General features: G+C 58.5%; 10 protein-coding genes. 9 read left to right on the top strand and 1 reads right to left on the bottom strand.

Translation table 11 applies throughout. The features are described 5' to 3' along the window. Positions 1–329 precede the first annotated feature (329 nt). From rplJ to ACR0FG_RS14400, 5 genes are all read left to right on the top strand, one after another. Entirely contained in the window at positions 330–848 is a 519-nt protein-coding gene (gene rplJ / locus ACR0FG_RS14420) for a 50S ribosomal protein L10 (RefSeq protein ID WP_209252870.1), read from the top strand. Positions 849–927: 79 nt separating this feature from the next. Next, entirely contained in the window at positions 928–1,302 is a 375-nt protein-coding gene (rplL, locus tag ACR0FG_RS14415) for a 50S ribosomal protein L7/L12 (RefSeq protein ID WP_010441182.1), read from the top strand. 250 nt (positions 1,303–1,552) lie between these two features. Then, positions 1,553–5,689 carry a DNA-directed RNA polymerase subunit beta gene (gene rpoB, locus ACR0FG_RS14410; RefSeq protein ID WP_480893684.1) on the top strand — a complete coding sequence of 1,379 codons (4,137 nt, stop codon included), beginning with the start codon at positions 1,553–1,555 and terminating at the stop codon, positions 5,687–5,689. Positions 5,690–5,770: 81 nt separating this feature from the next. Beyond that, entirely contained in the window at positions 5,771–10,012 is a 4,242-nt protein-coding gene (gene rpoC / locus ACR0FG_RS14405; RefSeq protein WP_480893682.1) for a DNA-directed RNA polymerase subunit beta', read from the top strand. A gap of 228 nt (positions 10,013–10,240) precedes the next feature. Continuing rightward, positions 10,241–11,110, top strand: coding sequence for a DMT family transporter (locus ACR0FG_RS14400; protein ID WP_480893680.1), 870 nt, complete (start codon positions 10,241–10,243; stop codon positions 11,108–11,110). Here ACR0FG_RS14400 and ACR0FG_RS14395 read toward each other — a convergent pair. Next, on the bottom strand, positions 11,107–11,901 hold the full coding sequence (locus tag ACR0FG_RS14395) for a putative rhamnosyl transferase (RefSeq protein ID WP_480893678.1): 795 nt from the start codon (positions 11,899–11,901) through the stop codon (positions 11,107–11,109). The two genes, ACR0FG_RS14400 and ACR0FG_RS14395, sit on opposite strands and share 4 nt — an antisense overlap. 397 nt (positions 11,902–12,298) lie before the next feature. Here ACR0FG_RS14395 and rpsL point away from each other — a divergent pair, with 397 nt between their 5' ends. The 4 genes from rpsL to ACR0FG_RS14375 all read left to right on the top strand — a co-directional run. Further along, positions 12,299–12,670: a 30S ribosomal protein S12 gene (gene rpsL, locus ACR0FG_RS14390; protein WP_005621086.1), complete on the top strand. Its 372-nt coding sequence runs from the start codon at positions 12,299–12,301 to the stop codon at positions 12,668–12,670. 15 nt (positions 12,671–12,685) lie between these two features. After that, entirely contained in the window at positions 12,686–13,156 is a 471-nt protein-coding gene (gene rpsG / locus ACR0FG_RS14385; RefSeq protein WP_039529242.1) for a 30S ribosomal protein S7, read from the top strand. A gap of 18 nt (positions 13,157–13,174) precedes the next feature. Beyond that, on the top strand, positions 13,175–15,292 hold the full coding sequence (fusA, locus tag ACR0FG_RS14380; protein WP_480893676.1) for an elongation factor G: 2,118 nt from the start codon (positions 13,175–13,177) through the stop codon (positions 15,290–15,292). 60 nt (positions 15,293–15,352) lie between these two features. After that, a partial coding sequence (locus ACR0FG_RS14375) for a GTP-binding protein (protein ID WP_480893869.1) occupies positions 15,353–15,482 on the top strand: 130 nt, incomplete at its 3' end.

The following is a 15,482-nucleotide window of genomic DNA, read 5'->3' as shown; positions in this document are numbered from 1 at the left end:
GTGGTCAAACGCCGAACCAACTGGATGCCCGGCATTTCGAAAGTTCGACGCGATTTACCTCTTGGAAACCCCGCCCATCTGCCCTAAGTAGACCTGCGGAACAAAGCGTGCGATTCGTCGTGCGCTTTCTTTCGTTTCGTCCAAGACGGTGGGTGGTGCCATATGGCCCCTTAATTCCCTGCCTGAGACGGGTAAGACCAAAGAATTCTGAGGGTCACGATCCTCGGGCGCATTTTGGCCAATCCCGTAACAACGGACCTGAACGCCGGGGTTAACCCCTCGGCAAATATGAGCCGGGGTGAGGTATCGCCCCTAACTTGGAGAGAACTGTGGATAGAGCCCAGAAAGAGAAAGTGGTCGAGGAACTCGGCCAAATCTTCGAAAGCTCTGGCGTCGTAGTGGTTGCTCACTACGCCGGTCTGACAGTTGCCGAGATGCAGGACCTTCGCGCACGTGCTCGTGACGCGGGTGGTGCCGTGCGTGTTGCCAAGAACAGGCTCGCCAAAATCGCCCTTGAGGGTAAGCCGTGTGAAAGCATGGCCGACCTGCTGACAGGGATGACCGTTCTGACCTATTCCGAGGACCCCGTGGCAGCAGCCAAGGTGGCCGAGGACTTCGCCAAGGAGAACAAGAAGTTCGAAATCCTTGGCGGTGCAATGGGCGAGAACGCTCTGGACCGCAAAGGCGTCGAAACAGTTTCGAAAATGCCGTCTCGCGAGGAGCTTATTGCTTCGATCGTGGGCTGCATTGGCGCACCTGCTTCGAACATCGCCGGCGCGATTGGCGCACCTGCAAGCAATATCGCAAGCATCCTTTCCACCATCGAAGAGAAGGCGGAAGCTGCGTAAGCGGTTGGCACTGAATGATCTGCGTAGGGAATTGCCCCTGACGTTGGAACACACACTGTAAACGGAAAGAGCTGATAAAATGGCTGATCTGAAAGCACTCGCAGAAAGCATCGTGGGTCTGACCCTGCTGGAAGCACAAGAACTGAAAACCATCCTCAAAGACGAATACGGCATCGAGCCCGCAGCTGGCGGCGCCGTAATGGTCGCAGCCGGTGGCGACGCCGGTGGCGCAGCTGAGGAAGAAAAAACCGAATTCGACGTCGTTCTGAAGAACGCCGGCGCTTCGAAAATCAACGTGATCAAAGAAGTTCGCGGCATCACCGGTCTGGGCCTGAAAGAAGCCAAAGAACTGGTCGAAGCTGGCGGCAAGATCAAAGAAGGCGTGTCGAAAGACGAAGCCGAAGAAGTCAAAGGCAAGCTGGAAGCAGCTGGCGCCGAAGTCGAGCTGGCCTAAGCCAACCGACAGGTGCATCGCTGATGCGCCGCAAAATTTGGCTGGGTCCGGAGAAATCCGGGTCCAGCCGAACCTGTCTTAGAAAGGGCCTCAATCAAGGGGGCGTTTTCTAAGACACGGTTTTCGGATCGGGAGGCCGCCTTCGGGACGGTGGCCACGAATTGATCCGGACGTGTTGTCTCGATTGTGCAAGATGCCGGGGCCCGACGGTGTCTTTGCCCGCTGAGAACATCGAAAGGTGACATCTGACATGGCTCAAACGTTCCTTGGCCAGAAACGTCTTCGTAAATATTACGGCAAAATCCGCGAAGTTTTGGAAATGCCGAACCTCATTGAGGTACAGAAATCTTCTTATGATCTTTTCCTGCGCTCCGGCGATGCAGAACAGCCCACAGACGGCGAAGGCATCAAAGGTGTGTTCCAGTCGGTATTCCCGATCAAGGATTTCAACGAAACCTCCGTGCTGGAGTTCGTGAAATACGATCTGGAAAAACCCAAATACGACGTCGAAGAGTGTATGCAGCGCGACATGACCTACAGCGCGCCGCTCAAGGTCACTCTGCGTCTGATCGTGTTTGATGTCGATGAGGATACCGGCGCGAAATCGGTCAAGGACATCAAAGAACAGGACGTGTTCATGGGCGACATGCCCCTGATGACGCCGAATGGTACCTTCATCGTGAACGGCACCGAGCGTGTGATCGTCTCCCAGATGCACCGCTCGCCCGGTGTGTTCTTTGATCACGACAAGGGCAAGACCCATTCCTCGGGCAAACTGCTGTTTGCCTGCCGCATCATCCCGTATCGCGGCAGCTGGCTGGACTTTGAGTTCGACGCCAAGGACATCGTCTTCGCCCGTATCGACCGTCGCCGCAAACTGCCTGTGACAACCCTGCTTTATGCGCTGGGTCTGGATCAGGAAGCGATCATGGACGCGTATTACAACACCGTGTCCTACAAGCTGGACAAGAAGAAAGGATGGGTCACGCCCTTCTTCCCAGAGCGTGTGCGCGGCACCCGTCCGACATATGATCTGATCGACGCGAAATCCGGTGAAGTGATTGCCGAAGCCGGTAAGAAAGTTACCCCGCGCGCGGTCAAAAAGCTGATCGACGAAGGCGCTGTCACCGACCTGCTGGTGCCCTTCGACAATATCGTCGGCAAGTATGTCGCCAAGGACATCATCAACGAAGAAAACGGCGCGATCTATGTCGAAGCCGGTGATGAGCTGAGCCTTGAGTATGACAAAGACGGCGATCTGATCGGTGGCACCGTCAAGGACCTGATGGATGCGGGTATCACCGACATCCCGGTTCTGGACATCGACAACGTCAATGTTGGCCCCTACATGCGCAACACCATGGCTCAGGACAAGAACCTGAACCGTGAAAGCGCGCTGATGGACATCTACCGCGTCATGCGCCCGGGCGAGCCGCCCACCGTCGAAGCGGCCTCGGCCCTGTTCGACACGCTGTTCTTCGACAGTGAACGCTATGACCTGTCCGCCGTTGGCCGCGTGAAGATGAACATGCGTCTGGCTCTGGACGCGCCGGACACCCTGCGCACCCTGCGCCGCGAAGACATCGTGGCCTGCATCAAGGCGCTGGTTGAACTGCGTGACGGCAAAGGCGACGTGGACGATATCGACCACCTCGGCAACCGTCGTGTGCGTTCGGTCGGCGAACTGATGGAAAACCAGTACCGCGTTGGCCTGCTGCGCATGGAGCGCGCGATCAAAGAGCGTATGTCGTCGGTCGAGATTGACACCGTCATGCCGCAGGATCTGATCAACGCGAAACCGGCTGCGGCTGCTGTTCGTGAATTCTTTGGCTCGTCGCAGCTGTCGCAGTTCATGGACCAGACCAACCCGCTGTCGGAAGTCACCCACAAACGCCGCCTCTCGGCGCTTGGCCCCGGTGGTCTGACGCGTGAGCGCGCAGGCTTTGAGGTGCGCGACGTACACCCGACCCACTATGGTCGGATGTGCCCGATTGAAACGCCCGAAGGTCCGAACATCGGTCTGATCAACTCGCTGGCCACTTTTGCCCGCGTGAACAAGTATGGCTTCATCGAAACACCCTACCGCGTCGTCAAAGACGCCGAGGTGACCGATGAGGTTCACTACATGTCCGCGACCGAGGAAATGCGTCACACCGTGGCGCAGGCGAACGCGACCCTGGACGCTGATGGCAAGTTCATCAACGATCTGGTGTCGACCCGCCAGGCCGGTGACTACACCCTTGCCCCGCGTGAGAATGTGGACCTGATCGACGTAAGCCCAAAACAGCTGGTCTCGGTCGCTGCATCGCTGATCCCGTTCCTTGAAAATGACGACGCCAACCGTGCTCTGATGGGCTCGAACATGCAACGTCAGGCGGTTCCGCTGCTGCGGGCCGAGGCACCGCTGGTCGGCACCGGGATCGAGGAAAAGGTTGCGATCGACTCAGGTGCTGCGATTCAGGCGAAACGCGCCGGTATCATCGACCAGGTCGATGCCCAGCGTATCGTTATCCGCGCCACCGAAGATCTGGAACTGGGTGACGCTGGCGTTGACATTTACCGCCTGCGCAAGTTCCAGCGTTCGAACCAGAACACCTGCATCAACCAGCGTCCGCTGATCAAGGTGGGTGACACCGTCCAGAAGGGCGAGGTTATTGCCGATGGTCCGTCGACCGATATGGGTGAACTGGCGCTTGGTAAAAACGTGGTCGTCGCGTTCATGCCGTGGAACGGTTACAACTACGAAGACTCGATCCTGATCTCGGAACGTATCGCGCGTGATGACGTCTTTACCTCGGTCCATATCGAAGAGTTTGAAGTCGCCGCCCGTGACACCAAGCTGGGCCCGGAAGAGATCACCCGCGACATCCCGAACGTCGGTGAAGAAGCGCTGCGCAACCTCGACGAGGCGGGCATCGTTTACATCGGCGCGGATGTTGAGCCGGGCGATATTCTGGTCGGCAAGATCACTCCGAAGGGCGAAAGCCCGATGACCCCGGAAGAAAAGCTGCTGCGCGCCATCTTTGGTGAAAAAGCATCTGACGTGCGCGACACCTCGCTGCGCGTGAAGCCGGGCGATTACGGTACGGTCGTTGAGGTCCGCGTCTTCAACCGTCACGGCGTCGAAAAAGACGAGCGTGCGCTGCAGATCGAGCGTGAGGAAGTCGAACGTCTGGCCCGTGACCGGGACGACGAGCTGGCGATTCTTGACCGCAACATCTATGCGCGTCTGCAAGGCCTGATCCTGGGCAAAACCGCTGTCAAAGGCCCGAAAGGCGTCAAGGCAGGGTCGGTGATCACCGAGGATCTGCTGGAAACCCTGACCCGTGGTCAGTGGTGGCAGCTGGCACTGGAAGGTGAGCAGGACGCACAAATCGTCGAGGCTCTGAACGAGCAGTACGAAGTGCAAAAGCGTGCTCTGGACGCCCGTTTCGAGGACAAGGTCGAGAAAGTCCGCCGTGGCGACGACCTGCCGCCGGGTGTGATGAAGATGGTCAAAGTCTTCATCGCTGTGAAGCGCAAGCTGCAGCCGGGCGACAAGATGGCCGGTCGCCACGGGAACAAAGGTGTGATCTCCAAGGTTGTTCCGATGGAAGACATGCCGTTCCTGGCCGATGGTACGCCGGTTGACTTCTGTCTGAACCCGCTGGGTGTGCCTTCGCGTATTAACGTTGGTCAGATCCTTGAAACCCACATGGGTTGGGCCGCGCGCGGTCTGGGTCTGAACATCGACGACGCTCTGGGTGAATACCGCCGGTCCGGCGATCTGACCCCGGTGCGCGAAGCGATGAAGCTGGCCTATGGCGAAGATGTCTACGAAGAAGGCATCACCGGTCTGGACGAGGATGGCCTGATCGAGGCTGCGGGCAATGTGACCCGCGGTGTTCCGATCGCTACCCCGGTCTTTGACGGTGCCAAGGAAGCAGACGTCAACGACGCGCTGGTGCGTGCGGGCTTCTCGGAAAGCGGTCAGTCGGTTCTGTTCGACGGTCGCACCGGTGAGCAATTCGCGCGTCCGGTGACCGTGGGCATCAAGTACCTGCTGAAACTACACCACCTTGTGGACGACAAGATCCACGCGCGTTCGACCGGGCCGTACAGCCTGGTTACCCAGCAGCCGCTGGGTGGTAAGGCGCAGTTCGGTGGTCAGCGCTTTGGTGAGATGGAGGTCTGGGCCTTGGAAGCTTACGGCGCCGCCTACACCCTGCAGGAGATGCTCACCGTGAAATCGGATGACGTCGCGGGCCGGACCAAGGTCTATGAGTCGATCGTCAAGGGCGAGGATAACTTTGAAGCGGGCGTACCGGAATCGTTCAACGTTCTGGTGAAAGAAGTCCGTGGCCTCGGCCTGAATATGGAACTCCTGGATGCGGAGGTTGAGGAATAAGAATTTTGAAAAAATTCTTGGGCGGAAACTTTTAAAGTTTCCGCTCCCCTCTCCCCCCTTCCGCAAGATTTGAGGTAACAAATGAACCAGGAAATCACCAACAACCCGTTCAACCCGCTGACGCCCCCGAAGGTCTTTGACGAGATCAAGGTCTCGCTGGCGTCGCCCGAGCGGATCCTGTCTTGGTCCTATGGCGAGATCAAGAAACCCGAAACCATCAACTACCGGACGTTCAAGCCCGAACGTGACGGCCTGTTCTGCGCGCGTATCTTTGGCCCGATCAAAGATTACGAATGTCTGTGCGGCAAATATAAGCGGATGAAGTATCGCGGCGTTGTCTGCGAGAAATGCGGCGTGGAAGTCACCCTGCAGAAAGTCCGCCGCGAGCGTATGGGCCATATCGAACTGGCCGCGCCCGTAGCCCACATCTGGTTCCTGAAATCGCTGCCGTCCCGTATCGGTCTGATGTTGGACATGACGCTGCGCGATCTGGAACGCGTTCTGTACTTTGAAAACTACGTTGTCATCGAGCCCGGTCTGACCGACCTGACCTATGGCCAGATGCTGACCGAAGAAGAGTACATGGATGCGCAGGATGCCTACGGCATGGACGCGTTCACCGCGAATATCGGTGCCGAAGCCATCCGCGAGATGCTGGCCCAGATCGATCTGGAAGCCGAAGCCGAGCAGCTGCGCGCTGATCTGGCCGAAGCGACCGGCGAACTGAAGCCCAAGAAGATCATCAAGCGTCTGAAGGTTGTTGAATCCTTCCTCGAGTCGGGCAACCGGCCTGAGTGGATGGTGATGACCGTGATCCCGGTCATTCCGCCGGAACTGCGTCCGCTGGTCCCGCTGGATGGCGGCCGTTTTGCGACCTCGGATCTGAACGATCTCTATCGCCGCGTCATCAACCGGAACAACCGTCTGAAGCGTCTGATCGAGCTGCGCGCGCCTGACATCATCGTCCGCAACGAAAAGCGGATGTTGCAGGAATCTGTGGATGCTCTGTTCGACAACGGCCGTCGTGGCCGCGTGATCACCGGCGCCAACAAGCGTCCGCTGAAATCGCTGTCGGACATGCTGAAAGGGAAACAGGGTCGTTTCCGTCAGAACCTTTTGGGGAAACGCGTCGATTTCTCGGGCCGTTCGGTCATCGTGACCGGTCCAGAACTCAAGCTGCACCAGTGTGGTCTGCCCAAGAAGATGGCGCTGGAGCTGTTCAAGCCGTTCATCTACTCGCGCCTAGAAGCCAAGGGTCTGTCTTCGACCGTGAAACAGGCGAAGAAACTGGTCGAGAAAGAGCGTCCCGAAGTGTGGGATATCCTCGACGAGGTGATCCGCGAACACCCTGTCATGCTGAACCGTGCGCCGACGCTGCACCGTCTTGGCATTCAGGCATTCGAGCCGGTCCTGATCGAAGGTAAAGCCATCCAGTTGCACCCGCTGGTTTGCTCGGCCTTTAACGCCGACTTCGATGGTGACCAAATGGCCGTTCACGTTCCGCTGAGCCTTGAGGCGCAATTGGAAGCGCGTGTTCTGATGATGTCGACGAACAACGTTCTGTCGCCTGCAAACGGCGCGCCGATCATTGTTCCGTCGCAGGATATGATCCTGGGTCTGTACTATGTGACCCTGGAACGCGAAGGTATGCCCGGCGAAGGCAAGGTCTTTGGGTCTATCGAAGAAGTCCAGCACGCGCTGGACGCAGGTGAGGTGCATCTGCACTCGAAAATCACCGCGCGGATCACGCAGATCGACGACGAAGGCAACGAAGTTCAGAAGCGTTTCGAGACCACTCCGGGCCGTCTGCGTCTGGGTGCCTTGCTGCCGATGAACAACAAAGCGCCGTTCGAGCTGGTCAACCGTCTGCTGCGGAAGAAAGAAGTGCAGCAGGTGATCGACACCGTATACCGTTACTGCGGTCAGAAAGAGTCGGTTATCTTCTGTGACCAGATCATGTCGATGGGCTTCAAAGAAGCGTTCAAGGCGGGCATCTCGTTCGGTAAGGACGACATGGTCATTCCCGACGACAAGTGGGGCATCGTTGATGACACCCGCGGTCAGGTGAAAGACTTCGAACAGCAGTACATGGACGGCCTGATCACTCAGGGCGAAAAGTACAACAAGGTTGTCGATGCCTGGTCGAAGTGTAACGACCGCGTCACCGAGGCTATGATGTCGACGATCTCGTCGTCGGATCGGGCAGAGGACGGGTCCGAGCAGGAACCGAACTCGGTCTACATGATGGCCCACTCGGGCGCGCGTGGCTCGGTCACTCAGATGAAACAGTTGGGCGGTATGCGTGGCCTTATGGCAAAGCCGAACGGTGACATCATCGAGACGCCGATCATCTCGAACTTCAAAGAAGGTCTGACCGTTCTCGAGTACTTCAACTCGACCCACGGTGCCCGTAAGGGTCTGTCGGATACCGCTCTGAAGACGGCGAACTCGGGTTACCTGACCCGTCGTCTGGTGGACGTGGCGCAGGACTGCATCGTTCGTGAGATCGACTGTGGCACCGAGCGCGCCATCACCGCCGAAGCAGCTGTGAACGACGGTGAGGTTGTCGCCTCGCTGGCCGAACGCGTGCTGGGCCGTGTGGCCGCAGACGATGTTCTGCGTCCGGGTACGGATGAGGTTCTGGTCGCAGCCGGTCAACTGATCGACGAACGTATGGCCGACACCATTGACGAGGCCGGTATCGCGTCGATGCGCATCCGCTCGCCTCTGACCTGTGAGTCTGAGGAAGGCGTTTGTGCAACCTGCTACGGTCGTGACCTTGCGCGCGGCACCATGGTCAATACGGGTGAGGCTGTCGGCATCATCGCCGCCCAGTCGATCGGTGAACCCGGTACACAGCTGACGATGCGGACCTTCCACATCGGTGGTGTTGCCCAAGGTGGTCAGCAGTCGTTCCAGGAAGCCAGCCAGGAAGGTGTCGTTTCCTTTGAGAACCCGCAGATTCTGGTCAATGCCGCAGGCGAAAGCCTGGTCATGGGCCGGAACATGAAGCTGGTGATCAGCGACGAGCACGGCGAAGAGCGTGCCAGCCACAAGCTGGGCTACGGTTCCAAGCTGTTCGTCAAGGACGGCACCAAAGTGGCTCGTGGCGACAAGCTGTTCGAATGGGACCCCTACACCCTGCCGATCATCGCCGAGAAAGCCGGTACCGCGAAATACGTTGACCTTGTTTCGGGCCTCGCTGTCCGCGATGAGACCGATGATGCAACCGGTATGACTCAGAAGATCGTGATTGACTGGCGCGCCGCCCCCAAAGGCAGCGACCTCAAGCCCGAGATCATTCTGGTCGGTGAAGATGGCGAGCCGGTCCGCAATGACGCGGGCAACCCGGTTCACTATCCAATGTCGGTGGATGCGATCCTGTCGGTCGAAGATGGCCAGCAAATCGAAGCCGGTGACGTTGTCGCACGTATCCCGCGTGAAGGCGCCAAGACCAAGGACATCACCGGTGGTCTGCCGCGTGTGGCCGAACTGTTCGAAGCCCGTCGTCCGAAAGATCACGCGATTATCGCAGAAGCCGATGGTTACGTGCGCTTTGGCCGCGACTACAAGAACAAGCGCCGCATCAGCATCGAACCGGCGGACGAGTCCATGGAGACCATCGAATACATGGTACCCAAGGGCAAGCACATCCCGGTCGCCGAAGGGGACTTCATCCAGAAGGGTGAATACCTGATGGACGGTAACCCGGCTCCGCATGACATCCTGTCCATCATGGGTGTCGAAGCGCTGGCGGATTACATGATCGACGAGGTTCAGGACGTCTATCGCTTGCAGGGCGTGAAGATCAACGACAAGCACATCGAGGTCATCGTGCGCCAGATGCTGCAGAAGTGGGAGATCCTGGATTCAGGCGACACCACCCTGCTGAAAGGCGAACATGTCGACAAGCAGGAGTTCGACGCAGCCAACGAGAAGACGCTTCAGCGCGGTGGTCGTCCGGCACAGGGCGAGCCGATCCTTCTGGGGATCACCAAAGCCTCGCTGCAGACGCGTTCGTTCATCTCGGCGGCGTCGTTCCAGGAAACCACCCGCGTGCTGACCGAGGCCTCGGTTCAGGGCAAGAAGGACAAACTGGTTGGCCTGAAAGAGAACGTCATCGTCGGTCGTCTGATCCCTGCTGGTACCGGTGGGGCGACCCAGGCCGTGCGTCAGGTTGCGCAATCGCGCGACAATGTGGTGATCGAAGCCCGCCGGGAAGAGGCCGAAGCCGCCGCTGCTCTGGCCGCACCTGTCATGGATGACGATATGGTTGGTGACGAGCTGGATGTGCTGGTGGAAACACCGGAAAGCCGCGAATAAGCGCCGAGATATAAAACCGATCAGGGCCCTGCAGTTATGCGGGGCCTTTTTCATTGCGCCGATCGGTTTCTTGAAAAGAAACCGTCCCTGAAACTTTTCAAGTTTCAGCCCCCGCGGCGATGTCCGCAGGATCGCAGCGCGGCAGGCATGACCCGCTATTGATGAGTTGACAATGCGTCGACCGGACGGGCCAATAGGACCATTCATTTGTGATCGGATTCAGCCCGAATGACCCCGAACCTGAAAGGCGCGCTGCTGATGATGGGCAGCATGGCGGCATTTACCGTCAATGACGCGCTTGTCAAAATTGTCGGTCAGGATATGCCCCTGTTTCAGCTGGTTGCCATGCGGGGGGCGCTGGCCACCTGTCTTGTCTATCTGCTGGCCCGCCATCTGGGCGCGCTGCATCTGAACTTTTCGCACCATGACAGATGGCTGATCGCGTTTCGCTGTGTGGCGGAATTGTCCGCGACGTTCTTTTTCCTGACCGCGCTGATGCATATGCCGCTGGCCAATGTGACGGCGGTGCTGCAGGCGCTGCCGCTGACCGTAACACTTGGCGCTGCACTGTTCTTTGGTGAACGCATCGGCTGGCGTCGCATACTGGCCATCGGGATGGGCTTTGCGGGCATGTTGCTGATCGTGCGCCCCGGCCCCGAGGGGTTCAGCATCTACGCGATCTATGCGCTCATCGCCGTGGCTTCGGTCACCGTTCGCGACCTGATCACCCGCCGCATGTCGCCCGAGGTGCCATCCATGGTCGTGACGCTTGCCACATCCCTGTCGATCACGCTGGCCGCCGGGATCGCATCGGCGTTTCAGGGCTGGGTGCCGGTTCCGGCCCTGACCGGGGCGCTGATCGGATCTGCGGCGGTGTTTGTCCTGATGGGTTACCTGTTCAGCGTCATGGTCATGCGCGTGGGCGAGGTCGGATTTGTCGCCCCGTTCCGCTATTCCAGCCTGATCTGGGCCTTGGCACTGGGCTGGCTGGTTTTTGGCGACTGGCCGGATTCCGTCACGATGATCGGGGCCGCTCTGGTCGTCGGGGCAGGGCTTTTCACCCTGTTCCGCGAGCGGGTCGTTCATGCAACGGGCTAGGCGCGCTGAATTGCGGACAGATCAATCGCAAAGCGTTTGGCGAACGCAGCGCTTTCATCGCCGGTTAGCACCTCAAGTTTCAGCTTGCCCTTGCGCGCCTTGGGCGAGTCGTTGAACCCGTTCAGCGTTCTGATCCACATCGGTGAGTCCGCATAGCTGACAACAGGCATGAACCTGCCCATGCGTTGATGGGCAAAGTTCATGATCGTCAGATCGCAGCCGCCCTCGACATACATGCCCAGACCCGCCGATATCAGATTGCGGTGCAACGGCATGGCGCGCAGGCTGCCCTGTGCCAGCTCGGCCAGATAACCCTGCGCGAAATCGATGGCGACCGTGTGATTGCCCTGCATCAATCCCGCACAATCGTCGACGGCGCGGCGCAACCGTTCGACAAAATCAACGGCCACCCCGTCATCGTCATCCAACCGGAATTGCAGGCACCCTGCGGCGGGATCACGCCGCGCGTCATTCAGAACGGATTTCATAACCGTGCGATGCTCGTCCGGGGCGCGGGCGATGATGCGAACCTGTTTCATGCCTGCCGTCAGATCCTGCAACCGGTCCCGGGCCGCTTGCGGCAGGCAGTCTCCGACCACAATCACAAAATCAAACGCCTCAACCGTCTGGCTGCGCAAGCAGGGCAGGGTGATGGTTTCGAACAGTTTGAACCGCTCATTCAGCCGCTCAGGGGCGTAAAGATATCGCCGCCGCGCGTCGACAGTGTCATGCTCGATCTGAAAGCCACCGATGGCGGGATAGGAAAAGCGGCACAGGCCGATGACTTGCATATTCTGTCCAGTGCTTTGGATGGCCGGCAGACTATGCCCTTGCGCGGCGGGCGCTGCAATGCACTGCGCCCTTGGAAACCCTGACCAAAGCCTGATAACCAGGCGCAAATCGCCCAAAGCGGCGGCTATACCCAAGCGCTGTTGACACTGGCGCCGACTCCGCTTAATACGCGCGACATCTCGGTACCGGGGGCCGCCCCATAACCGATTTCAGTAATGAACTGGTCAAGGCCCGGACACTTTTATCGTTCGCGCCCTCTGATAACAAACCGCGACGTTCACCTCGGAATGGGAACGCTCGCGGGTTTTGCGCTTGTGGACGCATGAGTGCAGCGAATTTAACCGCACGCAACCCGCGTGCATGTCATGTGTGTTGCAAAACGGGGAAGAAACCGGAATGCCAACTATTCAACAGCTGATCCGCAAACCGCGGCAGCCCAAAGTAAAACGCTCGAAGTCCATGCACCTGGAGCAGTGCCCGCAGAAACGCGGCGTCTGCACACGTGTTTACACCACCACACCGAAGAAACCGAACTCGGCGATGCGTAAGGTTGCCAAGGTGCGCCTGACCAACGGGTTCGAGGTCATCTCGTACATCCCCGGTGAAAGCCACAACCTGCAGGAACACTCGGTTGTTCTGATCCGTGGCGGCCGTGTGAAAGACCTTCCCGGTGTGCGTTACCACATCCTGCGCGGTGTTCTGGATACTCAGGGCGTCAAAGACCGTAAGCAGCGTCGTTCGAAATACGGCGCGAAGCGTCCCAAGTAAGAAGGAGAGGCTGATATGTCACGTCGTCACGCCGCCGAAAAACGCGAAGTCCTGCCTGACGCCAAATTTGGCGACAAGGTACTGACCAAATTCATGAACAACCTGATGATCGACGGCAAAAAGTCGGTCGCAGAGCGCATCGTTTACAACGCCTTTGACCGCGTTGAGAACAAGATCAAGCGCGCACCGGTCGAAGTGTTCCACGAAGCGCTCGACAACATCAAACCGTCGGTCGAGGTTCGCTCGCGCCGGGTTGGTGGTGCAACCTATCAGGTTCCGGTCGAGGTTCGCCCCGAACGCCGCGAAGCACTGGCCATCCGCTGGCTGATCACTGCTGCGCGCGGCCGCAACGAAAACACCATGGAAGAACGCCTCGCCGGTGAACTGCTGGACGCTGTACAGTCCCGCGGTACCGCCGTGAAGAAGCGCGAAGACACCCACAAGATGGCCGAGGCGAACAAAGCCTTCAGCCACTATCGCTGGTAATTCAGAGGCTTATCAAAAATGGCACGCGAATATCCGCTGGAACTGTACCGTAACTTCGGTATCATGGCGCACATCGACGCAGGTAAGACCACCTGCTCGGAGCGTATCCTGTATTACACTGGTAAATCCCACAACATCGGTGAGGTGCACGATGGTGCAGCCACCATGGACTGGATGGAGCAGGAGCAGGAACGCGGCATCACCATCACCTCGGCTGCGACCACCACCTTCTGGGAGCGCACCGAGGACGGTCAGACCGCCGATACCCCCAAGCACCGCCTGAACATCATCGACACCCCCGGCCACGTTGACTTCACCATCGAAGTTGAACGCTCGCTGGCGGTTCTCGACGGTGCCGTCTGCGTTCTGGACGCAAACGCCGGTGTTGAGCCCCAGACCGAAACCGTGTGGCGTCAGGCTGACCGCTACAAGGTTCCGCGTATGGTTTTCGTCAACAAGATGGACAAGATCGGCGCAGACTTCTTCAACTGCGTTCGCATGATCGAAGACCGCACCGGCGCACGCGCTGTTCCGGTTGGTATTCCGATTGGTGCCGAGTCCGAGCTGGAAGGTCTGATCGACCTGGTCACCATGGAAGAATGGCTGTGGCAGGGCGAAGATCTGGGCGCAAGCTGGATCAAAGCACCGATCCGCGACAGCCTGAAAGACTTGGCTGACGAATGGCGCGGCAAGATGATCGAAGCGGCCGTCGAAATGGACGACGACGCGATGATGGAATACCTGGAAGGCAATGAGCCCGACGTTCCGACCCTGCGCGCCCTGCTGCGCAAAGGGACCTTGGACATCGCGTTTGTTCCGGTTCTGGGTGGGTCTGCGTTCAAGAACAAAGGCGTTCAGCCGCTGCTCAACGCTGTGATCGACTATCTGCCCAGCCCGCTGGACGTTGTTGATTACATGGGCTTCAAACCCGGCGACGAAGAAGAAGTTCGTGACATCGCACGTCGTGCAGATGACGACATGGCCTTCTCGGGTCTGGCGTTCAAAATCATGAACGACCCGTTCGTTGGCTCGCTGACCTTCACCCGGATCTACTCGGGCACCATGAACAAGGGTGACTCGATCCTGAACTCGACCAAAGGTAAGAAAGAGCGCATCGGTCGTATGATGATGATGCACTCCAACAACCGGGAAGAGATCGAAGAAGCGTTTGCAGGCGACATCATCGCGCTGGCGGGTCTAAAAGACACCACCACCGGTGACACCCTGTGTGATGCGAAGGATCCGGTGGTTCTCGAAACCATGACCTTCCCCGATCCGGTGATCGAGATCGCGGTTGAGCCCAAAACCAAGGGCGACCAGGAAAAGATGTCTCAGGGTCTGGCCCGTCTGGCCGCCGAAGACCCGTCCTTCCGTGTGGAAACTGATCTGGAATCCGGTCAGACCATCATGAAGGGCATGGGCGAACTTCACCTGGACATCCTGGTTGACCGTCTGAAGCGCGAGTTCAAGGTGGAAGCGAACATTGGTGCGCCGCAGGTGGCCTATCGCGAAACCATCTCGATGCCGGTCGAACACACCTACACCCACAAGAAACAGTCGGGTGGTTCGGGTCAGTTCGCCGAGGTCAAGCTCGAGATCCAGCCAACCGAGGCAGGCGAAGGCTATTCGTTCGAAAGCCGCATCGTTGGTGGTGCTGTTCCGAAGGAATACATCCCCGGTGTTGAAAAAGGCATCAACTCGGTCATGGATAGCGGCCCGCTGGCTGGCTTCCCTGTGATCGACTTCAAGGTTGCCCTGCTGGACGGTAAGTTCCACGACGTTGACTCGAGCGTTCTGGCGTTCGAAATCGCGGCCCGTATGTGTATGCGTGAAGGTATGCGCAAAGCTGGCGCGAAGCTGCTGGAACCGATCATGAAGGTCGAAGTGATCACCCCGGAAGAATATACCGGCGGTATCATCGGCGACCTGACCTCGCGTCGTGGCCAGGTGTCTGGTCAGGAACCGCGCGGCAACGCCATCGCGATTGACGCGTTTGTTCCGCTGGCGAACATGTTCGGCTACATCAACACTCTGCGTTCGATGTCGTCGGGCCGTGCCCAGTTCACGATGCAGTTCGACCACTACGATCCGGTTCCGCAGAACATCTCGGACGAGATTCAGGCAAAATTCGCATAAGCGACGATTTGAGGGAGCGTGGGTATCACGCTCCCTTCATTACCGAAAAAGGAGGCCATCATGGCAAAGGAAAAGTTTGAGCGTAATAAGCCGCACGTGAACATTGGTACAGTTGGCCACGTTGACCACGGCAAGACCACGCTGACCGCAGCGATCACCAAGTATTTTGGTGACTTCAAAGCGTATGACC

The sequence above is a fragment of the Ruegeria sp. E1 genome, assembly GCF_056534225.1.
The sequence above is the reverse complement of the archived record's forward strand: the minus strand, read 5'-3'. Positions and strand labels throughout refer to the sequence as shown.